The sequence below is a fragment of the Streptomyces sp. NPDC048436 genome, assembly GCF_043200355.1.
Classification (GTDB): Bacteria; Actinomycetota; Actinomycetes; order Streptomycetales; family Streptomycetaceae; genus Streptomyces.
Genome location: NZ_JBICXP010000004.1, coordinates 357,870 through 384,466 on the forward strand (window position 1 = coordinate 357,870; position 26,597 = coordinate 384,466).

The 26,597-nt window shown below is 69.1% G+C and carries 27 protein-coding genes; 21 read left to right on the top strand and 6 right to left on the bottom strand.

Annotated elements, in window-relative coordinates:
• Positions 1-45: 45 nt before the first annotated feature.
• From prfA to ACGFX9_RS16575, 16 genes are all read left to right on the top strand, one after another.
• Positions 46-1,122, top strand: a complete 1,077-nt coding sequence (gene prfA / locus ACGFX9_RS16500; RefSeq protein WP_393471446.1) for a peptide chain release factor 1 — start codon at positions 46-48, stop codon at positions 1,120-1,122.
• A gap of 47 nt (positions 1,123-1,169) precedes the next feature.
• A complete protein-coding gene (gene prmC, locus ACGFX9_RS16505) occupies positions 1,170-2,039 on the top strand; it encodes a peptide chain release factor N(5)-glutamine methyltransferase (RefSeq protein WP_393471448.1) in 870 nt (289 codons plus the stop codon).
• A 47-nt stretch (positions 2,040-2,086) separates the two neighbouring features.
• Positions 2,087-2,734, top strand: a complete 648-nt coding sequence (locus ACGFX9_RS16510; protein ID WP_393471450.1) for an L-threonylcarbamoyladenylate synthase — start codon at positions 2,087-2,089, stop codon at positions 2,732-2,734.
• Positions 2,731-3,372, top strand: coding sequence for a protein-tyrosine-phosphatase (locus tag ACGFX9_RS16515; RefSeq protein WP_393471453.1), 642 nt, complete (start codon positions 2,731-2,733; stop codon positions 3,370-3,372). Before ACGFX9_RS16510 ends, ACGFX9_RS16515 begins: the two co-directional genes overlap by 4 nt.
• Positions 3,373-3,470: 98 nt before the next feature.
• Entirely contained in the window at positions 3,471-4,742 is a 1,272-nt protein-coding gene (glyA, locus tag ACGFX9_RS16520) for a serine hydroxymethyltransferase (protein ID WP_393471457.1), read from the top strand.
• Positions 4,743-4,872: 130 nt separating this feature from the next.
• Positions 4,873-6,219 carry an MraY family glycosyltransferase gene (locus ACGFX9_RS16525; RefSeq protein WP_393471460.1) on the top strand — a complete coding sequence of 449 codons (1,347 nt, stop codon included), beginning with the start codon at positions 4,873-4,875 and terminating at the stop codon, positions 6,217-6,219.
• A 260-nt stretch (positions 6,220-6,479) separates the two neighbouring features.
• Positions 6,480-6,917 (top strand): hypothetical protein, encoded by a 438-nt coding sequence (locus ACGFX9_RS16530; RefSeq protein WP_393471463.1) that lies wholly within the window; start codon positions 6,480-6,482, stop codon positions 6,915-6,917.
• A 276-nt stretch (positions 6,918-7,193) separates the two neighbouring features.
• Positions 7,194-7,961, top strand: coding sequence for a F0F1 ATP synthase subunit A (gene atpB, locus ACGFX9_RS16535; RefSeq protein ID WP_393471466.1), 768 nt, complete (start codon positions 7,194-7,196; stop codon positions 7,959-7,961).
• A 76-nt stretch (positions 7,962-8,037) separates the two neighbouring features.
• Positions 8,038-8,280: an ATP synthase F0 subunit C gene (gene atpE, locus ACGFX9_RS16540; RefSeq protein WP_361833615.1), complete on the top strand. Its 243-nt coding sequence runs from the start codon at positions 8,038-8,040 to the stop codon at positions 8,278-8,280.
• 38 nt (positions 8,281-8,318) lie between these two features.
• On the top strand, positions 8,319-8,867 hold the full coding sequence (locus ACGFX9_RS16545; RefSeq protein ID WP_393471469.1) for a F0F1 ATP synthase subunit B: 549 nt from the start codon (positions 8,319-8,321) through the stop codon (positions 8,865-8,867).
• A complete protein-coding gene (locus tag ACGFX9_RS16550) occupies positions 8,864-9,685 on the top strand; it encodes a F0F1 ATP synthase subunit delta (protein ID WP_393471472.1) in 822 nt (273 codons plus the stop codon). The genes ACGFX9_RS16545 and ACGFX9_RS16550 overlap by 4 nt, the downstream gene beginning before the upstream one ends.
• A gap of 132 nt (positions 9,686-9,817) precedes the next feature.
• Complete coding sequence (gene atpA / locus ACGFX9_RS16555; protein ID WP_393471475.1) at positions 9,818-11,416, top strand: F0F1 ATP synthase subunit alpha; 1,599 nt, start codon at positions 9,818-9,820, stop codon at positions 11,414-11,416.
• Positions 11,417-11,436: 20 nt separating this feature from the next.
• Positions 11,437-12,354, top strand: a complete 918-nt coding sequence (locus ACGFX9_RS16560) for a F0F1 ATP synthase subunit gamma (RefSeq protein WP_393471478.1) — start codon at positions 11,437-11,439, stop codon at positions 12,352-12,354.
• Positions 12,354-13,796, top strand: a complete 1,443-nt coding sequence (gene atpD / locus ACGFX9_RS16565; protein WP_393471481.1) for a F0F1 ATP synthase subunit beta — start codon at positions 12,354-12,356, stop codon at positions 13,794-13,796. The genes ACGFX9_RS16560 and atpD overlap by 1 nt, the downstream gene beginning before the upstream one ends.
• A 109-nt stretch (positions 13,797-13,905) precedes the next feature.
• The gene (locus tag ACGFX9_RS16570; protein ID WP_160507238.1) at positions 13,906-14,280 is read left to right on the top strand and encodes a F0F1 ATP synthase subunit epsilon; all 375 of its coding nucleotides are present in this window, start codon (positions 13,906-13,908) and stop codon (positions 14,278-14,280) included.
• Between the two features lie 128 nt (positions 14,281-14,408).
• Positions 14,409-14,858 carry a DUF2550 domain-containing protein gene (locus tag ACGFX9_RS16575; protein WP_393471484.1) on the top strand — a complete coding sequence of 150 codons (450 nt, stop codon included), beginning with the start codon at positions 14,409-14,411 and terminating at the stop codon, positions 14,856-14,858.
• 90 nt (positions 14,859-14,948) lie between these two features.
• On the opposite strand, the gene ACGFX9_RS16580 is transcribed toward ACGFX9_RS16575, so the two are convergent.
• From ACGFX9_RS16580 to ACGFX9_RS16590, 3 genes are all read right to left on the bottom strand, one after another.
• Positions 14,949-16,784: a glycosyl hydrolase family 18 protein gene (locus ACGFX9_RS16580; protein WP_393471487.1), complete on the bottom strand. Its 1,836-nt coding sequence runs from the start codon at positions 16,782-16,784 to the stop codon at positions 14,949-14,951.
• A gap of 181 nt (positions 16,785-16,965) precedes the next feature.
• Positions 16,966-17,622, bottom strand: a complete 657-nt coding sequence (locus ACGFX9_RS16585; RefSeq protein ID WP_393471490.1) for a response regulator — start codon at positions 17,620-17,622, stop codon at positions 16,966-16,968.
• A complete protein-coding gene (locus ACGFX9_RS16590; RefSeq protein WP_393471493.1) occupies positions 17,619-18,833 on the bottom strand; it encodes a sensor histidine kinase in 1,215 nt (404 codons plus the stop codon). The genes ACGFX9_RS16585 and ACGFX9_RS16590 overlap by 4 nt, the downstream gene beginning before the upstream one ends.
• A gap of 153 nt (positions 18,834-18,986) precedes the next feature.
• Here ACGFX9_RS16590 and ACGFX9_RS16595 point away from each other — a divergent pair, with 153 nt between their 5' ends.
• Positions 18,987-19,562: a hypothetical protein gene (locus ACGFX9_RS16595; protein ID WP_393471497.1), complete on the top strand. Its 576-nt coding sequence runs from the start codon at positions 18,987-18,989 to the stop codon at positions 19,560-19,562.
• Here ACGFX9_RS16595 and ACGFX9_RS16600 read toward each other — a convergent pair.
• The 3 genes from ACGFX9_RS16600 to ACGFX9_RS16610 are packed head-to-tail and all read right to left on the bottom strand — an operon-like array spanning position 19,559 to position 21,700.
• Entirely contained in the window at positions 19,559-20,131 is a 573-nt protein-coding gene (locus ACGFX9_RS16600; protein ID WP_393471501.1) for a cob(I)yrinic acid a,c-diamide adenosyltransferase, read from the bottom strand. The two genes, ACGFX9_RS16595 and ACGFX9_RS16600, sit on opposite strands and share 4 nt — an antisense overlap.
• 13 nt (positions 20,132-20,144) lie before the next feature.
• Entirely contained in the window at positions 20,145-20,900 is a 756-nt protein-coding gene (locus tag ACGFX9_RS16605) for an ABC transporter permease (RefSeq protein WP_393471504.1), read from the bottom strand.
• 17 nt (positions 20,901-20,917) lie between these two features.
• Positions 20,918-21,700, bottom strand: coding sequence for an ABC transporter ATP-binding protein (locus tag ACGFX9_RS16610; protein ID WP_393471507.1), 783 nt, complete (start codon positions 21,698-21,700; stop codon positions 20,918-20,920).
• Positions 21,701-21,784: 84 nt separating this feature from the next.
• On the opposite strand from ACGFX9_RS16610, the gene ACGFX9_RS16615 reads away from it, so the two are divergent.
• The 4 genes from ACGFX9_RS16615 to ACGFX9_RS16630 all read left to right on the top strand — a co-directional run bounded on the left by ACGFX9_RS16615 (position 21,785) and on the right by ACGFX9_RS16630 (position 26,593).
• The gene (locus ACGFX9_RS16615; RefSeq protein ID WP_393471510.1) at positions 21,785-22,426 is read left to right on the top strand and encodes a TetR/AcrR family transcriptional regulator; all 642 of its coding nucleotides are present in this window, start codon (positions 21,785-21,787) and stop codon (positions 22,424-22,426) included.
• A 147-nt stretch (positions 22,427-22,573) separates the two neighbouring features.
• On the top strand, positions 22,574-23,422 hold the full coding sequence (locus tag ACGFX9_RS16620; protein WP_393471513.1) for a 3-hydroxyacyl-CoA dehydrogenase family protein: 849 nt from the start codon (positions 22,574-22,576) through the stop codon (positions 23,420-23,422).
• Positions 23,423-23,586: 164 nt separating this feature from the next.
• Positions 23,587-23,910, top strand: a complete 324-nt coding sequence (locus ACGFX9_RS16625) for an STAS domain-containing protein (RefSeq protein WP_393471516.1) — start codon at positions 23,587-23,589, stop codon at positions 23,908-23,910.
• Between the two features lie 217 nt (positions 23,911-24,127).
• Positions 24,128-26,593 (top strand): ATP-binding protein, encoded by a 2,466-nt coding sequence (locus ACGFX9_RS16630; protein ID WP_393471518.1) that lies wholly within the window; start codon positions 24,128-24,130, stop codon positions 26,591-26,593.
• Positions 26,594-26,597: the final 4 nt, after the last annotated feature.

The following is a 26,597-nucleotide window of genomic DNA, read 5'->3' on the forward strand; positions in this document are numbered from 1 at the left end:
TAACCCTTGCGCAGTACCTTCGCGTAGAAAACTCAGGAGACCCCGATGTTCGAGGCGGTCGAGGAACTGATCGGCGAGCACGCCGATCTGGAGACGAAGCTCGCGGACCCCTCGGTCCACGCCGACCAGGCCAACGCGCGCAAGCTCAACAAGCGCTACGCCGAGCTGACCCCGATCGTCTCGACGTACCGCACCTGGAAGCAGACCGGCGAGGACATCGCGACGGCCCGTGAAATGGCCGCGGAGGAACCGGAGTTCGCCGCGGAGGTCAAGGACCTGGAGAGGCAGCGCGAGAAGATCACCGAGAAGCTGCGGCTCCTCCTGGTGCCCCGGGACCCCAACGACGACAAGGACGTCATCCTTGAGGTCAAGGCGGGCGCGGGCGGCGACGAGTCGGCCCTCTTCGCCGGCGACCTCCTGCGCATGTATCTGCGGTACGCGGAGCGCGTGGGCTGGAAGACCGAGATCATCGACGCCACCGAGTCCGAGCTCGGCGGCTACAAGGACGTCCAGGTCGCCGTGAAGACCAAGGGCGGCAACGGCGCGACAGAACCCGGCCAGGGCGTCTGGGCGCGGCTGAAGTACGAGGGCGGCGTGCACCGCGTACAGCGCGTGCCCTCGACCGAGTCGCAGGGCCGGATCCACACCTCCGCGGCCGGCGTCCTGGTGACGCCCGAGGCCGAGGAGGTCGACGTCGAGATCCACGCGAACGACCTGCGCATCGACGTCTACCGCTCCTCGGGCCCCGGCGGCCAGTCCGTCAACACGACCGACTCCGCGGTGCGCATCACGCACCTGCCCACCGGAGTGGTCGCCTCCTGCCAGAACGAGAAGAGCCAGCTGCAGAACAAGGAGCAGGCGATGCGTATTCTGCGCTCCAGGCTCCTTGCCGCGGCTCAGGAGGAAGCGGAGAGCAAGGCCGCGGACGCCCGCCGCAGCCAGGTCCGCACCGTCGACCGCTCCGAGAAGATCCGGACGTACAACTTCCCGGAAAACCGGATCTCGGACCACCGCGTCGGCTTCAAGGCGTACAACTTGGACCAGCTGCTCGACGGAGACCTCGACGCGGTCATCCAGGCCTGTGTCGACGCGGACTCCGCAGCCAAGCTCGCGGCCGCGTAAGCACCCGACAACCGCACTGCCCCCGGAGGACCAGCGTGCAGCAACATATGGGGGGTCGACCCCCAAACCCCCGCGGCGTGCTGCTCGCGGAGGTGGCCCAGGCCACCCAGCGCCTTGCCGACGCCGGCGTGCCCTCGCCGCGCAACGACGCGGAGGAGCTCGCCGCGTTCGTGCACGGTGTGAAGCGGGGCGAGCTGCACTCCGTCAAGGACTCGGACTTCGACGCCCGCTACTGGGAGACGATCGCGCGCCGCGTGGCCCGCGAACCCCTCCAGCACATCACCGGCCGCGCCTTCTTCCGCTACCTCGAACTGCAGGTCGGCCCCGGCGTCTTCGTGCCGCGCCCCGAGACCGAGTCGGTCGTGGGCTGGGCGATAGACGCCGTACGCGCGATGGACGTCGTCGAGCCGCTCATCGTCGATCTCTGTACGGGGTCCGGGGCCATCGCCCTCGCCATGGCGCAGGAGGTCCCGCGCTCGCGTGTGTACGCCGTGGAGCTGTCCGAGGACGCCCTGAAGTGGACGCGGAAGAACGTCGAGGGATCCAGGGTCAAGCTCTCCCGCGGCGACGCGCGTGACGCGCTGCCGGAGCTCGACGGCCAGGTCGACCTCGTCGTCTCGAACCCTCCGTACATCCCGCTCACCGAGTGGGAGTACGTCGCTCCCGAGGCCCGCGACTACGACCCGGAGCTCTCGCTCTTCTCCGGCGAGGACGGCCTCGACCTGATCCGCGGCATCGAACGCACCGCACACCGCCTCCTGCGCCCCGGCGGTGTCGTTGTCATCGAGCACGCCGACACCCAGGGCGGCCAGGTGCCGTGGATCTTCACCGAGGAGCGGGGCTGGGCCGACGCGGCCGACCACCCCGACCTCAACAACAGGCCGAGGTTCGCGACCGCCCGCAAGGCGATGCCGTGAGCACACCCACTTCAAGTCAGCAGTACGTGTACGAGGAGGCCCGCTAAATGGCACGGCGATACGACACCAACGACGCGACCGACCGTACGACCGGTCTGCGCGAGGCCGCGTCGGCCGTCCGCCGTGGCGAACTGGTCGTGCTGCCCACCGACACCGTCTACGGCATCGGTGCCGACGCCTTCAGCGCGGAGGCGGTCGCCGACCTGCTCGACGCCAAGGGCCGTGGCCGTTCCATGCCCACGCCTGTCCTCATCGGCTCCCCGAACACGCTGCACGGCCTGGTCACCGACTTCTCCGAGTCGGCCTGGGAGCTCGTCGACGCCTTCTGGCCCGGCGCGCTGACCCTGGTCGCCAAGCAGCAGCCCTCGCTCCAGTGGGACCTCGGGGACACCCGTGGGACCGTCGCGATCCGGATGCCGCTGCACCCCGTCGCCATCGAACTGCTCACCGAGGTAGGCCCCATGGCGGTCTCCTCGGCCAACCTCACGGGCCACCCGTCCCCCGAGGACTGTGACGCCGCGCAGGAGATGCTCGGCGACTCCGTCTCCGTGTACCTGGACGGCGGCCCGACGCCCGGCATCGTCCCGTCGTCGATCGTGGACGTCACCGGAAAGGCGCCCGTGCTGCTGCGCGCGGGCGCCCTGACCGCGGAAGAGCTCCGCAAGGTGGTACCCGACCTCGAGGTGGCGAATTGACTGCCCCTGAGACGGGGCGTGGCATAGCGTCTTATGGCGGTTCGTTCCGCATCCTCCACGTCAGCACCGGCAACGTATGCCGCTCGCCCATCACCGAGCGGCTGACCAGGCATGCCCTGGCCGACCGCCTGGGTGATCCCTTCACCGGCGGCCTGATCGTGGAGAGCGCGGGCACGTGGGGGCATGAGGGCGCCCCCATGGAGACCAACGCCGAGGCGGTGCTCGCCGACTTCGGCGCGGACGCCTCCGGCTTCAAAGGGCGCGAGCTCCTCGACGAACACGTCATCCGGGCCGACCTCGTCCTGACGGCCACCCGGGACCACCGGGCGCAGGTCATCTCGATGGGCCACTCGGCGGGCCTGCGCACCTTCACGCTCAAGGAGTTCACCCGGCTCGTGCGGGCCATAGACCCGGCGACCCTGCCCGATCCCGACGGGGGCGTGGTCGAGCGGGCCAGGGCCCTGGTGCGGGCGGCGGCTGCGCTGCGCGGATGGCTGCTCGCGCCCACCGCGGAGGCGGACGAGGTGTACGACCCGTACGGGGCGCCGCTGCCCTTCTTCCGCTCCGTGGGCGACGAGATCAACGAAGCGCTCGACCCGGTGGTGACGGCGCTGACGGGCGTACGGGCCGAGGCCTGAACCATTCCGCTACGCCATCCGCCCGCGTGCCGCGCGGGCGGTCGACGGCGGGCCTACATTGGAGGAACCCTCACCTCTCGCCAGGCCCGGAGCCCACAATGCCGGTCAGCACCGCACCCCCCGCCGCCGCGCACGCGCCCGCTGACTTCGCCGCGCTCCGCCGCGAGGACCCCCAGATGGCGGAGATCCTCCTCGCCGAAGAGGACCGCCAGGCGTCCTGCCTCCAGCTCATCGCCGCCGAGAACTTCACCTCGCCCGCGGTGCTCGCCGCCCTTGGCTCGCCCCTCGCCAACAAGTATGCCGAGGGCTACCCCGGAGCCCGCCACCACGGCGGCTGCGAGCTGGTGGACGTCGCCGAGCGCATCGCCGTGGACCGCGCCAAGGCACTCTTCGGCGCCGAGCACGCCAACGTGCAGCCGCACTCCGGCTCCTCCGCGGTCCTGGCCGCGTACGCCGCGCTGCTGCGCCCCGGCGACACCGTCCTGGCCATGGGCCTGCCCTACGGCGGCCACCTCACGCACGGCTCGCCCGCGAACTTCTCGGGGCGCTGGTTCGACTTCGTCGGCTACGGCGTCGACCCGGAGAGCGGGCTCATCGACTACGACCAGGTCAGCGCCCTGGCCCGCACCCACAAGCCCAAGGCGATCGTCTGCGGCTCCATCGCCTACCCCCGGCACATCGACTACGCGGCCTTCCGCGAGATCGCCGACGACGTAGGGGCGTACCTCATCGCCGACGCCGCGCACCCCATGGGCCTGATCGCCGGGGGAGCGGCCCCCACCCCGGTGCCGTACGCCGATGTCGTCTGCGCCACGACGCACAAGGTGCTCCGCGGCCCGAGAGGCGGTCTGATCCTGTGCGGGGCGGAGCTCGCCTCACGCATCGACCGGGCCGTGTTCCCCTTCACGCAGGGCGGTGCGCAGATGCACACCATCGCCGCCAAGGCCGTCGCGTTCGGCGAGGCGGCGACCCCCGCCTTCACGGCGTACGCCCATCAGGTCGTCGCCAACGCACGCGTCCTCGCCGAGGCGCTGGCCGCCGCGGGCTGCGTGATCACCACCGGCGGAACCGACACCCACCTGATCCTCGCCGACCCGGCCCCCCTGGGCCTCGACGCACACACAGCCCGCGGCAGGCTCGCCGCCGCCGGCCTCGTCCTGGACACATGCGCCCTGCCCTACGGCGACGGCCGCGGACTCCGTCTCGGCACGGCCGCCGTCAGCACACAGGGCATGGGCGACGCCGAGATGGCGCGGATCGCGGGGCTCTTCGCCGAGGCGGTGCGCGAGGAGCCGCAGGACGCGAAGAGCTCGAGAGTACGAGAGGTCGTGCGTGAGTTGGTGGGCAGATTTCCGCCGTATCCGGGCTAGGACGGGGTAGGGGCGTCCGAGGAAGGCGCGTACTCGTGCAACCATCGTCGCTACCCGGAAGTCCCCAACCGTATGCACGCAGAGCTAGGGTGTGGGGCTGAGATGGCCAGCGATACCTGTGGGGAAGCCCGTGCGTGAATACCTGCTGACGCTCTGCATCACGGCCGCGGTGACTTACCTGCTGACCGGCCCGGTGCGGAAGTTCGCGATCGTGGCCGGCGCCATGCCGGAGATCCGCGCCCGCGATGTTCACCGGGAGCCCACGCCCCGGCTCGGCGGTATCGCGATGTTCTTCGGGCTGTGCGCGGGTCTCCTGGTCGCCGACCACCTGCCGAATCTGAGCGACGTCTTCGAGCGGTCCAACGAACCGCGCGCACTGCTCTCCGGTGCCGCGCTGATCTGGATCATCGGCGTCCTCGACGACAAGTTCGAGATCGACGCCCTGATCAAGCTCGGCGGCCAGATGATCGCCGCGGGCGTCATGGTCCTCCAGGGCCTGACGATCCTGTGGATCCCTGTGCCGGGCTACGGCATGGTCCTCCTCGACCAGGGCCAGGGCACGCTCCTGACGGTCGCGCTCGTCGTCATCACGATCAACGCGGTGAACTTCGTGGACGGCCTCGACGGCCTCGCCGCGGGCATGGTGTGCATCGCGGCGGCGGCGTTCTTCCTGTACGCCTACCGCCTCTGGTACGGGTACGGCATCGAGGCCGCGGCCCCCGCGACGCTCTTCGCCGCGATCCTGATGGGCATGTGCCTGGGCTTCCTGCCGCACAACATCCATCCCGCCCGCATCTTCATGGGCGACTCGGGATCGATGCTGATCGGTCTGGTCCTCGCGGCGGGGGCGATCTCCGCCACGGGACAGATCGACGGCGACGCCCTGAAGCTGAACTTCGGCGGCACCCGCGATGCCACGCACGCGATGCTTCCGGTCTTCATCCCGCTCCTGATGCCGCTGACGATCATCGCCATCCCGTTCGCCGACCTGGTCCTCGCGATCGTCCGGCGTACGTGGAACGGCAAGTCACCGTTCGCCGCGGACCGCGGGCACCTCCACCACCGGCTCCTGGAGATCGGCCACTCCCACAGCCGGGCGGTGCTGATCATGTACTTCTGGGCGGCGCTGATCGGCTTCGGCACGGTCGCCTACTCGGTCCACTCCACCAGCATGTGGATCCTCCTCGCGATCGTCGCGCTGAGCGCGGTGGGCCTCGTCCTGCTCCTGCTGCCGCGCTTCACCCCGCACATCCCGCGCTGGGCGGAGTCCTTCGTGCCGCCGCGCTACCGGCGCAGCAACAAGGCGGACGCGGAGGTGGCGGCCGTTGCCGATGCAACGGATGCAACGGATGCGACGGACGCGACGGACGGTGAGGCGGGGGAGCGTCCGCCCGCCGGCTCAGACGTCAACGGGGCGACGGCCGTTGGCACCCGCTCGCGCTTCGAGGATCGGCACAAGGCCGAGTCGTCGAGCTGACGCCCACCGTCAAACTTGCCCAATACCAGACAAGTTGCCGCGCTGCGTGCACAGACGCGCGGATTAACTCTCATGTGTGACAGCGAGCACACCTAGCAGGTAAAGACCTCATCAAATAGTTTGTGATACCGTTCACGAAACCAGGGACAGAGCCGAAGGACCGTAGTGCGACGGTCCATTGGCCCGAGGGACACTCTCGACCCCGGACTACGCTCGTCCATGACGACACCCTGCCCCCATCAGTAAGCGGAGCTGCCGCCATGCCGTCTCAAGACACCCGAACACTCCTTCAATCCGCAGTACCTACTGCTGCCGTCGGCGCGATCGCCGCCGTGGTCAGTGGTGTGGTCGCGGGTGGCAAGGGGGCGATCGGGGCGGTCGTCGGCACACTGGTGGTCATCGCGTTCATGGGGATCGGGATGTTCGTGCTGCAGCGCACGGCGAAGGCGCTCCCGCATCTGTTCCAGATGATGGGCCTGCTGCTCTACGTCGCCCAACTCCTGCTGCTTCTCATCTTCGTGGGTCTGTTCAAGGACACCACCCTGTTCAACCCGAAGGCGTTCGCCGTCGGGCTTGTGCTGGCGACCGTCGTCTGGATGGCCACGCAGGCCCGCGCGCACATGAAAGCCAAGATCCTTTACGTCGAGCCCGACTCCGAGCAGAAGGACAAGCCGGAGAAGTCGGGGTCCTCGACGTGATGGGTAGGGCCGGGATAAATGCGCGTTCGGGATGCTGCTATCGTCCGGTGCCAACTGCGGCACTGCCGGCGCGGGCATCTGAGCTGACGCCTGCACAATCGCGAGGCTCGATGCCTGAACGCCGCGCCCACATCCGAAACACCAGTCTGGTGCCGAATCGCGGCTGCGCGCCGCGCCGACACGACAACGAGGTTGCCGTACCTATGCGTCACGCCGAAGGAGCCCGCGGTGAGTGCTGACCAAACTGAGCTCGCCTTTGACTGGAGCTGTCGGATCATGTCCGACGGATGCGGCTTCCCGGCTCCGGGCCTGCACTCGTTCCTCTTCAAGCCGATGTTCGAAGTCGGCGGGTTCGAGTTCAACAAGGTCATGCTGCTCGCCCTGCTGACCACGCTCGTCGTCGTCAGCTTCTTCTACGCCGCCTTCGGCAAGGCGAAGGTCGTCCCGGGCAAGCTGCAGATGGCAGCCGAGGCCGGCTACGACTTCGTACGCCGCGGCATCGTCTACGAGACGATGGGCAAGAAGGAGGGCGAGAAGTACGTCCCCCTGATGGTCTCGATGTTCTTCTTCATCTGGATCATGAACATCTGGTCCGTGGTGCCGCTGACCCAGTTCCCGGTCTCGTCGGTCATCGCGTACCCGGCCGTGCTGGCACTCGTCGTGTATCTGATCTGGGTGCCCCTGACGTTCAAGCGCCATGGCTTCGTCGGTGGTTGGAAGAACATCACCGGCTACGACAACTCGCTCGGGCCGATCAAGTGGCTCGTCTCGTTCATCGAGCTCTTCTCGAACCTGCTGGTGCGCCCCTTCACTCACGCGGTGCGACTCTTCGCCAACATGTTCGCCGGTCACCTGATGCTGGTGATGTTCACCGTCGCCTCCTGGTACCTCCTGAACAGCGTGATGATCCCGGCTGCGGGCGTCTCGTTCGTCATGACGATGGTCATGATCCTCTTCGAGCTTTTCGTGCAGGCCGTCCAGGCGTACGTCTTCGTGCTCCTCGCCTGCTCGTACATCCAGGGCGCTGTCGCCGAGCACCACTGAGCTCCCTGACCCCCTAACCCCCAGATCGCCCGGTGGCCAACCCCCACCGGTCCTTGAAAGAGAAGGAAGAACCGGCATGTCCGCTCTCCAGACCCTCGCCGCCGAAGGCCTCCACGGTTCCACCGGCTCCATCGGTTACGGCCTCGCCGCGATCGGCCCCGGCATCGGTGTTGGCATCGTCTTCGGTAAGGGCACCGAGGCTCTTGCCCGTCAGCCCGAAGCGGCCGGCCTGATCCGCTCCAACCAGATCCTGGGCTTCGCCTTCTGTGAGGCGCTCGCCCTCATCGGCATCGTTATGCCGTTCGTGTTCGGTAAGTAGTCACTGCTTACTGACACTTTTCGACGAAAGGCACTGATGTGATCGCCAACCTGGTTCAGCTGGCGGCCGAGGAGGAGCAGAACCCGCTCGTCCCGCCGGGTCCTGAGCTGCTCGTCGGCGCCATCGCCTTCGCCATCGTCTTCTTCTTCTTCTGGAAGAAGCTCCTCCCGAACATCAACAAGGTTCTGGAAGAGCGCCGCGAGGCGATCGAAGGCGGTATTGAGAAGGCCGAGGCCGCTCAGACCGAGGCCCAGAGCGTGCTTGAGCAGTACAAGGCTCAGCTCGCCGAGGCCCGGCACGAGGCCGCGCGTCTGCGCCAGGAGGCGCAGGAGCAGGGCGCCCAGCTCATCGCGGAGATGCGCGCCGAAGGCCAGCGGCAGCGTGAGGAGATCGTTGCCGCCGGTCACACGCAGCTCGCTGCCGACCGCAAGGCCGCCGCGCAGTCGCTGCGTCAGGACGTGGGCCAGCTGGCCACCGACCTGGCCGGCAAGCTCGTCGGTGAGTCCCTCGAGGACTCCGCACGGCAGAGCCGCACCATCGACCGTTTCCTCGATGACCTTGAGGAGAAGGCCGAGGCGGCTCGATGACAGCGCACGGAGCCAGCCGCGAGGCCCTCGCGGCCGCGCGCGAGCGTCTCGACGCGCTGACGGACAACACCTCGGTGGACGTGAAGCAGCTCGCGGACGAGCTGGCCTCGGTCACCGCGCTGTTCAGCCGTGAGGTCTCCCTGCGCCGGGTCCTTACCGACCCGTCGCAGTCCGGCGAGGCCAAGGCGGAGCTCGCCGGGCGGCTGCTCGGCGGGCAGGTGAGCGGCGAGGCCGCCGACCTGGTGGCCGGCATGGTCCGCTCGCGCTGGTCGCAGTCGCGTGACCTGGTGGACGCCCTCGAGGAGCTCACCAACCTCGCCGACCTGACCGGTGCGCAGAAGTCCGGCGCGCTGGACGACGTCGAGGACGAGCTGTTCCGGTTCGGCCGGATCGTCGCCTCGAGCACCGAGCTGCGGTCCGCGCTGACCGACCGCGCCGCCACGGGCGCGGCCAAGAGCGAGCTGCTGCGCAGCCTGCTCGGTGGCCGGGCCGATGACGTGACGGAGCGGCTCGTGGAGCGCCTTGTGACCGCGCCCCGTGGACGTAGCCTGGAGGTGGGACTGGAGTCCCTCGCCAAGCTCGCCGCGGACCGCCGGGACCGGATGGTCGCCGTCGTCACTTCGGCTGTTCCGCTCTCGGACCAGCAGAAGCAGCGCCTCGGTGCCGCCCTCGCGAAGGTCTACGGCCGCCAGATGCACCTGAACCTCGACGTGGACCCCGAGGTCCTCGGCGGGATCACGGTGCAGGTCGGCGACGAGATCATCAACGGCAGCATCGCGGACCGCCTCGAGGACGCGCACCGCCGCATGGCCAGCTAGCAGTAGCAGTAACTCAAAACGTAGGAATGACGGCCCTAGTTGGGCCGTGCAGAGGATTCACCCTTACTTGGGGGGAGTCCCCAGACCCCCAAAGTGAAACTTCGGGCCCAACAAGGAGAGCAGGGAACCCAGATGGCGGAGCTCACGATCCGGCCGGAGGAGATCCGGGACGCGCTGGAGAACTTTGTCCAGGCGTACAAGCCGGACGCGGCCTCGCGCGAGGAGGTCGGTTCGGTCACCGTTGCCGGTGACGGCATCGCGAAGGTCGAGGGCCTGCCCTCGGCCATGGCCAACGAGCTGCTGAAGTTCGAGGACGGCACCCTCGGTCTCGCCCTCAACCTTGAGGAGCGCGAGATCGGCGCCGTCGTACTCGGCGAGTTCAGCGGCATCGAGGAGGGCCAGCCGGTCACCCGTACCGGCGAGGTCCTGTCCGTCGCGGTGGGCGAGGGCTACCTCGGCCGCGTCGTCGACCCGCTCGGCACCCCGATCGACGGCCTCGGCGAGATCGAGACGTCCGGACGCCGCGCCCTCGAGCTGCAGGCCCCCACGGTCATGGACCGCAAGTCGGTCCACGAGCCGATGGAGACCGGCTACAAGGCCGTCGACGCCATGACCCCGATCGGCCGTGGCCAGCGTCAGCTGATCATCGGTGACCGCCAGACGGGCAAGACCGCCCTGGCCGTCGACACGATCATCAACCAGCGCGACAACTGGCGCTCGGGCGACGTGAACAAGCAGGTGCGCTGCATCTACGTCGCCGTCGGTCAGAAGGGCTCCACCATCGCCTCCGTGCGTGGTGCGCTCGAAGAGGCCGGTGCGCTCGAGTACACGACCATCGTCGCCGCCCCGGCGTCCGACCCGGCGGGCTTCAAGTACCTGGCGCCCTACACCGGTTCGGCCATCGGCCAGCAGTGGATGTACGAGGGCAAGCACGTCCTCATCATCTTCGACGACCTCTCGAAGCAGGCCGACGCCTACCGCGCCGTGTCCCTGCTGCTCCGCCGCCCGCCGGGGCGCGAGGCCTACCCGGGTGACGTCTTCTACCTGCACTCGCGTCTGCTCGAGCGCTGCGCGAAGCTCTCGGACGAGCTGGGCAAGGGCTCGATGACGGGTCTCCCGATCGTCGAGACCAAGGCGAACGACGTGTCGGCGTTCATCCCGACCAACGTCATCTCCATCACCGACGGTCAGTGCTTCCTGGAGTCGGACCTGTTCAACGCCGGTCAGCGCCCCGCGCTGAACGTCGGTATCTCGGTCTCCCGTGTCGGTGGCTCCGCCCAGCACAAGGCGATTCGCCAGGTGTCAGGACGGCTCCGCGTGGACCTCGCCCAGTTCCGTGAGCTCGAGGCGTTCGCCGCCTTCGGTTCCGACCTGGACGCCGCGTCGAAGGCCTCCCTCGAGCGCGGTCAGCGCATGGTCGAGCTGCTCAAGCAGGCTCAGTACCAGCCGATGGCCACCGAGGACCAGGTCATCTCCATCTGGGCCGGCACCACGGGCCGCATGGACGAGGTACCGGTCAACGACATCCGGCGTTTCGAGCGCGAGCTGCTCGACTACCTGCACCGCAAGGAGCAGGGCCTGATGACCTCCATCAAGGAGGGCGGCAAGATGTCCGACGACACGATCACGGCCATCGCCGACGCCGTCGCCGAGTTCAAGAAGCAGTTCGAGACCTCGGACGGCAAGCTGCTCGGCGAGGACGCTCCGGCCGCCGTCGACGCGTCCAAGTGACGACGGAAGGGACCTGACTCATGGGAGCCCAGCTCCGGGTCTACAAGCGTCGCATCAAATCCGTCACCGCGACCAAGAAGATCACCAAGGCGATGGAGATGATCGCCGCCTCGCGTGTCGTCAAGGCACAGCGCAAGGTGGTGGCCTCCACTCCGTACGCGACCGAGCTCACCCGCGCGGTCACCGCGGTGGCCACGGGTGCGAGCGACAAGCACCCGCTGACCACCGAGGCCGAGGCTCCGACCCGGGCCGCTGTCCTGCTCCTTTCGAGCGACCGCGGTCTGGCCGGCGCCTTCAACTCCAACGCCATCAAGGCAGCGGAGAAGCTCACCAAGGAGTTGCAGGCCGAGGGCAAGGAGGTCGACACGTACATCGTCGGCCGCCGTGGCATCGCGCACTACAACTTCCGTGAGCGGAAGATCGCCGGGCAGTGGACGGGCTTCACCGATGCCCCTTCCTACGCGGACGCCAAGGCGATCGCCGCGCCCCTGATCGAGGCCATCGAGACGGAAACGGCCGAGGGCGGCGTGGATGAACTCCACATCGTCTACACCGAGTTCATCTCGATGATGACGCAGGAAGCGATCGGTTCCCGGTTGCTCCCGCTCAGCCTCGACAAGGTCGCAGAGGAGGCGGGCCAGACGGATGAGGCCCGCCCGCTGTACGACTTCGAGCCGTCGGCGGAGGACGTCCTCGACGCCCTGCTGCCGCGCTACGTCGAGAGCCGTATCTACAACGCGCTGCTCCAGTCGGCTGCTTCCAAGCACGCCGCCACGCGCCGCGCGATGAAGTCGGCGACCGACAACGCGGGTGACCTGATCAACGCTCTCACCCGTTCTGCCAACGCGGCCCGACAGGCCGAAATCACCCAGGAAATCAGCGAGATCGTCGGTGGTGCCAGCGCCCTGGCCGACGCGAACGCGGGGAGTGACAAGTAATGACGACCACTGTTGATACGGCCGTTGCCACGGGCCGCGTCGCCCGGGTGATCGGCCCGGTCGTCGACGTGGAGTTCCCCGTCGACGCCATGCCGGAGATCTACAACGCCCTGCACGTCGAGGTGGCCGACCCGGCCAAGGACGGCGAGCTGAAGACGCTGACGCTCGAGGTTGCCCAGCACCTCGGCGACGGCATCGTCCGCGCGATCTCGATGCAGCCCACCGACGGTCTGGTCCGCCAGGCCGCGGTGACCGACACGGGCAGCGGTATCACCGTCCCGGTCGGTGACATCACCAAGGGCAAGGTGTTCAACACCCTCGGCGCGATCCTGAACCACCCGGAGGCCGAGTCCGAGGTCACCGAGCGCTGGCCGATCCACCGCAAGGCCCCGGCCTTCGACCAGCTCGAGTCCAAGACCGAGATGTTCGAGACCGGCCTGAAGGTCGTCGACCTTCTCACCCCGTACGTCAAGGGTGGAAAGATCGGTCTGTTCGGTGGTGCGGGCGTCGGCAAGACCGTCCTCATCCAGGAAATGATCATGCGTGTGGCCAAGCTGCACGAGGGCGTTTCCGTGTTCGCCGGTGTCGGCGAGCGCACCCGTGAGGGCAACGACCTCATCGACGAGATGGAAGAGTCGGGCGTTCTGGACAAGACCGCCCTGGTCTTCGGCCAGATGGACGAGCCGCCGGGCACGCGTCTGCGTGTCGCCCTCGCCGGTCTGACCATGGCGGAGTACTTCCGCGATGTGCAGAAGCAGGACGTGCTGTTCTTCATCGACAACATCTTCCGCTTCACGCAGGCCGGTTCCGAGGTCTCGACGCTGCTCGGCCGTATGCCCTCCGCGGTGGGCTACCAGCCGAACCTCGCCGACGAGATGGGCCTCCTCCAGGAGCGCATCACCTCGACGCGTGGTCACTCGATCACCTCGATGCAGGCGATCTACGTCCCCGCGGACGACCTCACCGACCCGGCCCCGGCCACGACCTTCGCGCACCTCGACGCGACGACCGTGCTGTCGCGTCCGATCTCGGAGAAGGGCATCTACCCGGCGGTCGACCCGCTGGACTCGACGTCCCGCATCCTGGACCCCCGCTACATCGCGCAGGACCACTACGACACCGCCATGCGTGTCAAGGGCACCCTGCAGAAGTACAAGGACCTCCAGGACATCATCGCGATCCTCGGCATCGACGAGCTCAGCGAAGAGGACAAGCTGGTCGTTCAGCGCGCCCGTCGCGTCGAGCGCTTCCTGTCGCAGAACACCCACGCCGCCAAGCAGTTCACCGGCCTTGACGGTTCGGACGTTCCGCTCGACGAGTCGATCACCGCGTTCAACGCGATCATCGACGGTGACTACGACCACTTCCCCGAGCAGGCGTTCTTCATGTGCGGTGGCATCGAGGACCTGAAGGCGAAGGCCAAGGAGCTCGGCGTTTCCTGACGCCGTTTCTCCCGGGAGGGGTGGGTGCGTCCCGCCCCTCCCGATACGCCCACTAGAATTTGACCCAACACCCGGCGAAGCCGCCGGGTGGTGACCCGAGGAGCCACCCTTGGCTGCTGAGCTGCATGTCGAGCTGGTCGCCGCGGACCGCAGTGTCTGGTCCGGCGAGGCCACCCTGGTCGTCGCGCGCACCACGTCCGGCGACATCGGCGTCATGCCCGGTCACCAGCCGCTGCTCGGTGTGCTGGAGTCGGGCCCGGTGACCATTCGTACGAGTGACGGCAACACTGTCGTCGCCGCCGTCCACGGAGGATTCATCTCCTTCGCGGACAACAAGCTGTCACTGCTTGCTGAGATCGTCGAGCTGTCGGACGAGATCGATGTCCAGCGTGCGGAGCGGGCGCTCGAGCGCGCGAAGTCGGAGGCCGACGCCTCCGCCGAGCGTCGCGCGGACGTCCGACTGCGGGCGGTGTCGTCGCGCTGAAACCGGCGCGACGGCGTTTGACGTGACTCAGCCGCGGCCAGGTCGGAGCAATCCGGACCGGGTCGCGGCTGAGGCGATGCGGGTGCAATGTGCTGGTCCGTTACGAAGAGGCGAGGAGGTCGGTGCCGATGATCCTCACTCTGCTCGTGTGCGGACTCGTATTGGTCGCGCTGGTGTTGGTGGGGCTCTTCGTCTTCGGACTGCGGCGCCGGCTCATCCAGCGCTCCGGCGGGACCTTCGACTGCAGCCTGCGCTGGGACGCCCCGGAGAAGGGCGACACCTCCGGCAAGGGCTGGGGGTACGGCGTCGCCCGCTACAACGGCGACCGCATCGAGTGGTACCGCGTCTTCTCGTACGCTCCCCGTCCGCGCCGGACCCTGGAGCGCTCGGCCATCGAGGTCGTCGACCGCCGCGCGCCTGACGGCGAGGAAGAGCTCGCACTGCTCTCCGACGCGATCGTGCTCGGCTGCGTGCACCGGGGCGTCCGCCTCGAGCTGGCGATGGGCGAGGACGCGCTGACGGGTTTCCTGGCTTGGCTCGAGGCGGCGCCCCCGGGCCAGCGGGTCAACGTGGCGTAGTTCTCATAGCGGTATCCCGGCATCACGCGATGAAGAAGCCGGGGAGAACAGGGGGCGTACCTGTTCTCCCCGGCTTCGTCTTGGGACGAGCTACTTCAGACCGTCGTTGATGGCGCTCACCAGCTCACCGTCGGCAGTGTCCCCGCTGAATTCCCAGAAGAACGCACCGCCGAGACCCTGGCTCTTCGCCCAGGCCATCTTCGTCTTGACCGTCGCCGGAGTGTCGTACGACCACCAGTTGGTGCCGCAGTGGGCGTAGGCCGTACCGGCGATGGTGCCGTTGGCGGGGCAGGAGTTCTTGAGCACCTTGTAGTCCTCGATGCCCGCTTCGTACGTTCCAGGCGCCGCGCCAGTGGCCGTGCCGCCCGGCTCCTTCTGTGTGACGCCCGTCCAGCCGCGGCCGTAGAAGCCGATGCCGAGCAGGAGCTTGGTGGCCGGTACGCCCTTGGCCTTCAGCTTCGCGATCGCGTCGGCGGAGTTGAAGCCGGCCTTCGGGATGCCGGCGTAGGAGTTGAGCGGGGAGTGCGGGGCTGTCGGGCCCTTGGCCTCCCAGGCGCCGAAGAAGTCGTACGTCATCACGTTGTACCAGTCGACGTACTGTGAGGCGCCGCCGTAGTCGGCCGAGTCGATCTTGCCGCCGCTTGAGGCGTCGGCGGTGATGGCGGCCGTGACCAGGGCGTCCTTGCCGAACTCGGTGCGGAACGCCTGCGTCATGGTCTTCATGGCGGCGGCGCCGCTGGTGTCGCAGCTCAGGCCGCAGGCGTTGGGGTACTCCCAGTCGAGGTCGACGCCGTCGAAGACGTCGGCCCAGCGCGGGTCCTCCACCAGGTCGTGGCACGACTTGGCGAAGGCCGCCGGGTTCTTCATCGCCTCGGTGAAGCCGCCGGACCAGGTCCAGCCGCCGAAGGACCACAGGACCTTGAGGTTGGGGTGCTTGGCCTTGAGCTTGCGCAGCTGGTTGAAGTTGCCGCGCAGGGGCTGGTCCCAGGTGTCGGCCTTGCCGTCGACGGACTGGTCGGCGGTGTAGGCCTTGTCGTAGTCGGCATACGCGTCGCCGATGGCGCACTTGCCGCCGGTGACGTTGCCGAAGGCGTAGTTGATGTGGGTGATCTTGGAGGCGGAGGCCGAGGTGTCGATGTTCTTCACGTGGTAGTTACGGCCGTAGACGCCCCACTCGGCGAAGTAGCCGAGCTTGACCTTGTCACCCGGTCCTGGGCCCGGGTCGGTGGTGCCCGTGGTGTGTACCTTGACGGCGCCGGAGGCCGGTCCCGTCTGGTCCGCGGTGTCGCGGGCCTTGACCGTGTAGGAGTAGTCGGTGCCCGCGGTCAGGCCGCTGTCGGCGTACGAGGTCCCGGTGACGGTGGCGACCTTGGTGCCGTCGCGCAGGACGTCGTAGTTCTTGACGCCCTTGTCGTCGGTGGCCGCGCTCCAGGAGAGCTTCGCCGAGGTGTTGGTGATGTCGGACGCGGTGGGGGTGCCGGGCGCCGACGGGGGATTGTCGCCGGGGACGCTGCCGCCGTCACAACTGCCGCCGTTGATTGAGCAGTTGGAGGGGGAGCCGGAGCCCGAGCCGTTGAACCCGAAGGAGACCGAGGCGCCGGGGGCGAGCGTCCCGTTCCAGCCGACGTTCTTGGCGGTCCAGCGGTTGCCGGAGTTGGTGACGGTGGCGTCCCAGGCGGAGGTCACCTTGGTGCCGGTGGGGAAGTCCCACTCGACGTTCCAGGAGCTTATGGAGGTCGTTCCGGTGTTCTTGACGGTCCACTTGCCCTCGAAGCCGCTGCCCCAGTCCTGGGTCTTGGCGTACGTGGCGGTGGCCGCGGGGGCGGCTTCCGGCGCGGCTTCGGCGGGACTGCCGAGTGCGACGAGGGTGGCGAGCGGGAGCAGCAGGGTGGTGAGGCCTGCCACGGCTCTGTGTCTGAAGCGCAAGGTGTGCTCCTCGGGGAGATCCGGGGGTTCATAGGGGTGGAACCCTGCGCCGCCCGTGAGCACGTGGATCGCGTGGAGGAGTGCTCACCGCAGTGCGGTGAGAATAGAAAGGTCTGGACCAGCGGTCAAGAGGTCTGAACCATTGGCCGGATCGCGCCGGTCGGACGCATGAGATCCGGGGTCAGACACCCAACTCCTGCGCGAGTACCGCGGCTTGCACCCGGCTGCGCAGCTCAAGCTTGCCGAGCAGTCGGCTGACGTGGGTCTTCACCGTCGCCTCCGCCATGTCCAGACGGCCCGCGATCTCCGCGTTGGACAGCCCTTCGCCGACGCACGCGAGCACCTCGCGCTCGCGGCGGGTGAGGGCGTCGAGGATGGCGGGATCGGGTCCGTTCTCGCGGCGGGCGGGCCTTGTGGTCTTGGGAGCCGCGAACTCCGCGATCAGCCGCCGGGTGACGGCCGGGGCGATCAGGCCCTCGCCGCGGCCGACCGCACGGACTGCCTCCAGGAGGTCCTTGGCCTCGGTGTTCTTCAGGAGGAAACCGCTGGCGCCCGCGCGCAGCGCACCGAACACGTACTCGTCGAGGTCGAAGGTGGTCAGGACGAGGACGTCCGCGAGCCCCTCCGTGACGACCTGACGGGTCGCGGAGACCCCGTCGAGCCGCGGCATCTGGATGTCCATGAGCACCAGATCGGGCCTCAGTTCACGGGCGAGTGTCACCGCCTCCTCACCGTCGGACGCCTCCCCGACCACCTCTATGTCCGGCGCGCTGCGCAGGATCAGGACAAGCCCGGCCCGTACGGCGGACTGGTCCTCGGCGACGAGCACTCGGATCATTCGGTCACTCCTTCGTCTGCGGGGTCGAGGTCTGAGGGGTCGATGGGCAGGGTCGCGTAGATGCGCCAGACCTTCCTGTCCGGACCGTCCGCGTCGCTCTCGGGCCCCGACTCGAAGGAGCCGCCCAGGAGTTCCACGCGCTCCCGCATACCGACGAGGCCCGATCCGGAGCCGGGGGCACGGGGGCCGGACGGGGTGCCGTAGGGGCTTGTCACGCGGACTTCGAGGGCGCGGCGCGACTGGGCGATCGCCACCGTCACCAGGCCGGGCGACGCGTGCTTGAGGGCGTTGGTCAGGGACTCCTGGATGATCCGGTACGCCGCGAGCTCGACCGGCGCGGGGAGCTTGGAGCCGTCGGGGGCGCGGGCGTCGTCGAGGGTGACGTCCAACCCATTGGTACGGGCGTTGCCGATCAGGCTGCCGAGACCGCCGAGGGTGGGCGCGGCGGCCGGCTCCCGGTCGTCGCCGGCGTCCCGGAGGATGCCGATGAGGCGGCGCATCTCGGCGAGACCCTCGACGCTGTTCTCCCGGATGACCGAGAGGGCGTCACGGGTGGTCTTCGGGTCGTCGAGGGAGAGCGCGGCCGTGGAGTGGATGGCGATCGCCGAGAGGTGGTTGGCCACCATGTCGTGCAGCTCGCGGGCCATCCGGGCGCGTTCGGCGGTGATGGCCTGGACGCGGTCCATCTCGGCGAGCAGCGCGGTCTGTTCGGCCCGCAGGCGCGCGGCGACAGCGGCCTCGCGGTGGGTTCGTACGAGAACACCGGTGGTCGCCGGGGCGAAGGACACCAAGCCGGTGATGACGCCGACCAGGATCGCCTCCGGGTCACGGAACCAGGCCAGGAACCCGATCGTCACCGCCACCGTGATCATCCCCGTGGTGACCGGGATGCGCCGGGCGGCGGCCGGAGTGCCGTACACCACGGCCGCGTACATGATGTCCGTGAACATCATGATCGAGGCGAGGTTGCCGTCCGTGAACTGATCGGCGAGCAGCGCGAGCGTGCCGATGACCAGGGCGGTCTGCGGCATGCTCCTGCGCAGCAGTTCGAGGCCCGCGAGGACGAAGAGCGGGATCAGCGCCCAGGTGGTGCCGAGCGGCCGGTCCGTCTGCGTGTGCAGCCCGAGCCCCCACAGCGCGAGCCCGGCCAGGGCGCTGCCCACGGCGATCTGTACGTCGACGCGGTGCGGGCGGGGGAGGGACAGGGCCATGCGTCCATCCAACACGGCTCGCCGGGGCGGTGCCTGATCCTGAGGGAGGAACCGCGCGCTACATCGAAGGATGCAGTCCCACTTCGTCACTGGTGACGATGATCCGCGGCCGGTTCGGCGGGAGCCTGGAAAGGTGACCGAGAGGAGCGAACTGTGATCGTCACGCTGATCATCATCTGCGAGGTCGGCTTCTGGGTGCTGCTGGCCGGCGGCCTGGCCCTGCGCTACGCGGCGAAGATGCCGCGCGCGAGTGTCGCCGTGCTGTTGTGCGAGCCGATCCTGGAGGTCGTCCTCTTCGTCGTCACCGCGATCGACCTGAGGAACGGCGCCGAGCCCGACTGGAAGCACGGCCTGGCGGCCGTCTACATCGGCTACTCCATCGCGCTCGGCCATTACACGATCAAGTGGGTCGACGTCCGTGTAGCCCACCGCTTCGCGGGCGGCCCGCCGCCGAGCACCCCCAAGTACGGCGTGCCCCGCGCGATCCACGAGTGGAAGATCGCCGCCCGCTGGATCCTCGCCGGGCTGATCGCCATGGCGCTGCTGCAGGGCGCGGTCTGGTACGTGGACGGCGAGGGCAGCGTCGACTCACTGCGGATGTGGCAGGAGAGGATGCTCTGGCTGATCGGCATCAACGTCATCATCGCGGCGACGTACACGGTCTTCCCGAAGAAGGCGCCCGCCGTCCGGGACGGCGAGGAGAAGCCGAACTTCCTGAGCAGGCTCTAACGCTCACCGCCAGGCACCCAGAGCACATCCCCGACCTCCCTGTTGGCCGTACGAGCCAGGATGAACAGCAGGTCGGACAGCCGGTTCAGATACGTCGCGGTCAGCGGGTTCATCACCTCTCCGTGCACCTCGAAAGCAGCCCAAGTCGACCGCTCCGCCCGGCGGGCCACCGTGCACGCCTGGTGCAGCAGCGCCGCGCCCGCCGTGCCCCCCGGCAAGATGAAGCTGCGCAGCTTCTCCAGCTCCCCGTTGAAGCGGTCGCAGTCCTCCTCCAGCTTGTCGATGTAGAACTGCTCGACCCGCAGCGGCGGGTACTCCGGGTTCTCGGCGACAGGCGTCGACAGGTCGGCGCCCACGTCGAAGAGGTCGTTCTGGACCCGGACCAGGACCTTCACGACCTCTTCGTCGAGCTGACCGAGGGCGACAGCCGTGCCGATCGCGGCATTGGCCTCGTTCGTGTCGGCGTACGCCGAGATCCGCAGATCGGTCTTGGCGGTCCGGCTCATGTCGCCGAGGGCGGTCGTGCCCTGGTCGCCGGTCCTGGTGTAGATGCGCGTCAGATTGACCATGGGGCCAGCCTAGTTACGCGCCCGCCCTGCGGAAGACACGTGTGCCGACCGTCACGGACCCCAGCGTGAGCACGGCCGCCGCGAGGACGCCGTACAGCATCGCCGTACCCGCGTACTCGCCCACATAGGCGGCCCGCATCGCGTCCACGAGATAGCGGAACGGCATGAAGTGCGAGAGCACGTCCAGCCAGCCCGGTGCGAGCGCCATCGGCAGCATCAGACCGGAGAGCAGCATCGAGGGCATGCTCACCGCGTTGATGACGGGACCGAACTCGTGCGGCTTGGAGACGAGCAGCGCGAGCGCGTACGAGAGGGACGCGAGGACAACGGTCAGTACTCCCACGAACGCGAAGCCGATGAGGATGCCCGCGAGCGGCGCCCGCAGCCCCATCACCACGGCCGCGAGGACCAGGAGCACCGCCTGGAAGACGAAGAGCGCGGCATCGCGCAGCACCCGGCCGAGCAGCAGCGCGAGCCTGCTGACGGGCGTCACCCGCATCCGCTCCACCACACCGGACTGCTTCTCGATGATGATCGCGAATCCGCTGTACGAGGCGCCGAACAGGCCGAGTTGGAGCAGCAGGCCCGGCACGAGCACCTGCCAGGAGTCGCCGCGTGAGCCGAGTGGAAGACCGGTCAGGAGCGGGCCGAAGAAGAGCAGGTAGAGCAGCGGCATCAGGACGCCGAAGAGGATCTGGAACTTGGAGCGCAGGGTCTGGCGGGCGTACCGCCCGAAGATCAGCGCGGTGTCGGAGAGAAACGCAGACATGGAAGTGGTCCTGGGGTTCAGACGGCGACGGGCGCCGTGTCCTTGGGGGCGAGGTCCCGCCCGGTGATGGCGAGGAAGGTGTCCTGGAGCGAGGCGTCGATGGAGCCGCCGTGCCGGAGCTTGAGGGCGCTCGGTGTGCCTTCGGCCACCACGACGCCCTTGTCGATGACGACCAGGCGGTCGCAGAGCGCGTCGGCCTCGTCGAGGTAGTGCGTGGTCAGGACGACGGTGGTGCCGTGGTCGTCGCGCAGCCGCCGCACCAGCGCCCACAGGTCGGCCCGGCTGCCGGGGTCGAGCCCCGTGGTCGGTTCGTCGAGGAAGAGCACCTCGGGCCGGTGCATGAGGCCCATGGCGATGTCGAGCCGCCGCCGCTGGCCGCCGGAGAGGGCCGCGCACTTGCGGTCGAGGAGGTCGGCAAGGCCCAGGTCGGCGGCCAACTCCTCGGCTCGGGCCGCCGCATGAGGCTTCGTCATGCGGTAGAGGCGGCCCTGGGTGAGAAGTTCCTCGCGCAGGGAGATGTTGAGGTCGACGCCGCCGGACTGGGCCACGTAGCCGATCTTGCGTCGTACGCCTGCCGGGTCGCGGGCCAGGTCGATGCCCGCGACGGTGGCGGCGCCGCCGGTGGGCGCCAGGAGCGTGGTGAGCATGCGCAGGGTCGTCGTCTTGCCCGCGCCGTTGGGTCCGAGGAAACCGAGGATCTCGCCGGTGCCGACGGTCAGGTCGATGCCGCGCACCGCCTCGACGGGGCCGTGTTTGGTCCGGAAGGTCCGGGTGAGCCCGGCCGTGCTGATGATTGCCATGACGACCACAAAAACAGAGTCGCTTAAATTTTGCAATGCCTCCAAGTTTTCATCCGCCCTAGCGAGTGGTCGTAAGGTGGGCGCATGGCTGAAGGACTGAGGGAGCGCAAGAAGCGGCAGACCAAGCAGCGGATCTCCGACATCGCGACGGGGCTCTTCCTGGAGCACGGCTTCGTCACGGTGACCGTCGCCGAGGTCGCGGAAGCCGCGGACGTCTCCGTGAACACGGTCTACAACTACTTCCCGGCCAAGGAGGACCTCTTCCTGGACCGCGGCGAGGCCGTCGTCGACCGGCTCTCCGGCTATGTACGCGGACGCCGCCCGGGGGAGTCCGCCGCCGCGGCGGTCCTGCGTGAGCTGCGCTCGGACGTGGAGGGCGTGTCGCCGGGTATCGGTCTCTTCCCGGGGTGGGCCGACTTCATGAGGGTCATCACCGAGGCCCACGCCCTGCGCTCCCGGCTCTGGGAGATCCAGCAGCAGGCACTCGGCCACCTCACGAAGACCCTCGCCGAGGAGACGAAGGCCGCGGACGGGGACCCGCTGCCCGGGCTGATCGCGGGTCAGCTCTCCTGGCTCCACAGCACGCTCATGGCCTGGATCGGCGACGAGATGACCAAGTGCCGCAAGCCCGCCGAGGTGTCTCGCGAGGCCCTCGTCCTGCTCGACGAGATGGAGGACCTGCTCGGCGAGAAGGTCCTCAACTACGCGGTGCGGGGCGCCGAATGAGTCGTACCGGTGTGATGTCCGTCATCTGAGACGTGACGCGCATCTCTTCGCCGCCACTCCGCCGCTCACGGCGACTAATGTCCGCCGCAAGGGCTTGCGTAAACAGCGTGTAAGCCAGGCGTGATAAGCGGTAGGGGAGTCGGAACAGTGGCAGGGAAGCTCGCCGTCATCGGCGCCGGACTCATGGGGTCCGGCATCGCTCAGGTCTCCGCCCAGGCGGGCTGGGACGTCGTCCTGCGCGACGTCACCGAAGCGGCCCTCACCCGTGGCACCGACGGCATCAAGGCGTCGTACGACAAGTTCGTCAGCAAGGGCAAGCTGGCAGCCGAGGACGCCGAGGCGGCGCTCGGGCGGATCACGACGAGCACCGACATGGACGCGGTCGCGGACGCCGACATCGTCGTCGAGGCCGTCTTCGAGAAGCTCGAGGTCAAGCACGAGATCTTCCGTACGCTCGACAAGATCGTGCGCGAAGACGCCGTGCTCGCCTCCAACACCTCCGCCATCCCGATCACGAAGATCGCGGCCGTGACGGAGCGTCCGGAGCGGGTCGTGGGCGCGCACTTCTTCTCGCCGGTGCCGATGATGCAGCTGTGCGAACTCGTGCGCGGCTACAAGACCAGCGACGAAACCCTCGCCCGCACACGTGAGTTCGCCGAGTCCGTCGGCAAGACCTGCATCGTCGTGAACCGCGACGTCGCCGGCTTTGTGACGACCCGTCTGATCTCCGCGCTCGTCGTCGAGGCCGCCAAGCTCTACGAGTCGGGCGTCGCCACCGCCGAGGACATCGACATCGCCTGCAAACTCGGCTTCGGACACGCCATGGGACCGCTCGCGACCGCCGACCTGACGGGCGTCGACATCCTGCTGCACGCCACGAGCAACATCTACACGGAGTCCCAGGACGAGAAGTTCGCACCGCCCGAGCTGATGCGCCGGATGGTTGACGCCGGTGACATCGGACGCAAGAGCGGGCAGGGCTTCTACAAGCACTGACGTCCCCGAACCTCCCTCGCGGGGTCACCCCTCGGAGTGAATTCGGTATCGGTTCGCTTACAGACGGCAACTTCCTTGCCCATGCGGCAGTCAGTTGCAGTGACATACGCAGACGGCTTACGGAACAGACGTCACAGGAAACTCAGCACTCTCGGGGAGCGCATATGCACATCAGGGGCGACCAGGCCCAGCTGGTCGTCGGGGGACGCCTCGACGTACGCAGCGCGGCGGACGCCCGAACGGTCCTGCACTCGGCCGTCGACCACGGCGCCGGCGACCTGGTGCTCGACCTGTCCGAACTCGACTCGTGGGACGCCACGGGACTCGGCGTCATCATGGGCGCGCACCGGCGCGCGGGACGGTGCGGCCGCAGACTCGTGCTGCGCAGTGTGCCGCCCCAGATGCAGCGCCTGCTCGTGGCTACCCGGCTGCACCGGATCCTCGCCATCGAGGGCGGCATCGGGGTCGAATCACTTCCCCGTGTGTGAAACGCGCGCTTCGCGCACAATCCTCACGAAGCTGTGACGTCTCGGACGGCGCGGTACCCCGCCCGTTCGTAGATACTGAGCGAAGGTCTAGGGTTCGGTCGCCCACCGTCATGACGAAGACAGACGCCCGAGCGGGGGCACCGGACCAGAAGCGACAGCGCAGTGTGCACAAGGCCGGAGGGGGCTGTGTACACCACGCATCTGGGGGGCTTTGACCATGGACCCGATGAACCGGGGACCGGAAGAGTACGGCCATGACGGCATCAACGACGACGACCCGGCGCGCCGTTCCAGGCCGCCACGCGATCCGCTGACGCCCGACTTCGGGCAGCCCGCGCCCACGCTCGCCCGCACCGTCCAGCTCGTCTCGGGCGACTTCCTGCTCACCGTGAACCCCGTCGACGGCAGCGAGATCGAACCCTGCCCGCCGGGCGAACAGCCGACGCGACCCGTCAAGCGCACCGCCGCCGAGCGCGCCGAGGTGCGCCGCGCCTCCGCGCCGCCCGTGCCGCCGGGGCCCGCACTCCCGCGGACGCCGCTCCTCGAGCGGCAGGAGGAGCGCGAACGCCTCGTGCGCCTGCTCGCACGCGGGCGCTCGGTGCGGCTCACAGGACCCGCGGGCTCGGGGCGCACGGCGCTCCTGAATGCCGTGGCCGAGGACTGCGCGGACCTCGCGCCGGACGGCGTAGTGCGGCTCTCCGGGTACCACAAGACGCCCGGCGACCTGCTCCAGGACCTCTTCGGCGTGGTCTACAACGCCCCGCTGCACCGCCCCGACCGCGCCCTGCTGCTCGAACTCGTCCACGAGATCGGCGCGGTCGTCGTCCTGGACGACCTGGAGTTCGGCGCCGCCGCACTGGAGGAGCTCCTGGAGGCCACGCCCGAGTGCGCCTTCCTGGTCTCCGCGACACCCGACGTCGCCGCGCCGTCCCCCGATTCCCACCTCGAAGAGGTCTTCCTCGGCGGACTCGGCCGCAGCGGCGGGCTCGAACTCCTCGAGCGTGCCGTCGGCCGCGTCCTGACGGACGACGAGGCGAGCTGGGCGGGCGATCTGTGGTTCGAGTCGGAGGGCCTGCCCCTGCGCTTCGTCCAGGCCGGCGCCCTGCTGCGCCAGCGCGACCAGCTGCGCGCCGACCCGAACGCCTTCGACGAGTACGGCTACTTCGCCGAAGGACCCGTCGACGCGCCCTTCGACGCCGAGGGCCACGACGTACCGCTGCCCTCGCTCGCCGACGGTGCGGCGCCCGCCGTGCTGCTCGCCTCCCGGCTCAGCCCGTCGGCGCGCGCCACGCTGCGGTTCGCCGTCGCGCTCGGCGGCGAGCTGCCGCACCAGGCGCATCTGCCGGCCCTGGTGGGCGACACCCACGCCGACGCGGCCCTCGCCGAGCTGGTCTCCGCCGCGCTCGTCACGCCCGTCGGCTCGCACTACCGGCTCGCCGCCGGGGTGCGCACACAACTTGAGGCTTCCGGGTACGCGGACGACACCCCCGAACGCGCCCAGAGCGCCGCTCAGCACTACGCCTGGTGGGCCGGGCATCCCTCGGTGGGTCCCGAGAGGGTCACGGCCGAGGCGGACGCGGTGCTCGCGGCGCTGAGCGCCCTGGTCGCCGGGCAGTCCGCCTCGGGGGCGTCCGCCGGCGGCGAGGAGAGCGCCGCGGTGCTGCTCGCCCGCACCGTCGCGCCCGCCTTCGCGGGAGGGCTCGACTGGGGGAGCTGGGAGCGTGCCCTGCGGTCGGGCCAGGAGGCGGCGCGGACCGCTGGGGAGGTCGCCGAAGAGGCGTACTTCCACCATGAGCTCGGCATCCTCGCGCTCTGCGGCGGACAGCTCGACCGGGCCCGCGTCGAGCTGGAGGCCTCCATCGGCCTGCGTGGCGCGCTCGCCGACAAGCGGGGCATGATCGCGGGCCGCAGGGCCCTCGCCCTGGTCGCCGACCGCTCGGGCGGCACGCTGCCCGTGGGCCACGCGGCGGCGGGCGAAGAGGTGCCCGACGCGCGCTACGAGGAGTCGGCATCGCCCCCCGGCGGCATCCCGGCGGCGTTCGCGCTGCCGGCCCCGCCCCCGGAGCCCGAGACGCTGGTCACCCGCAACGCCTCGCCCGCCGTGGTCCCGGGCCCGGCGCCGACCCGCCGCTCCATCGTCAGCGGCACCCGGCGCAACCTGGTGGCGGCGGGCGCGGGGGCCCTCCTGGCGGCCGTACTCGGCACCGTGGTGACCCTCGGCGCGACGTCCGGCAACGACGACAACCCGCCCGACAAGGTCAAGACGGAGCAGTCGGCGAGCGAGGACCAAGGCGACGACGGCCTGAACGCCGACAAGCCGGCGAAGGACTCGACGAGCCGTCCGGACAGCGACGGCCCGGACGACGTGCCGGGCACCGCGGACGACGGCGGGCCGAGCACGTCCGGCGAACCGTCGGACGACCCGAGCGGCAGCGGGAAGCCGTCGGACGACACCTCGGACAAGCCGACGACGAAACCGCCCACGACGAAGCCGCCGACCACCAAACCGCCTACGACGAAGCCGCCGACCACCAGGCCGCCCACGACGAGGCCGCCGACCACCCCGCCGCCGACGACACCGCCGCCGAGCACCACGCCGGACCCGCCCGCGTCCCCGGACACGTCGAACTCGGCGAGCCGTTCCGCGAGCAGCCCCGCGTCGACCGCGTCGACGGTGATCTGACACG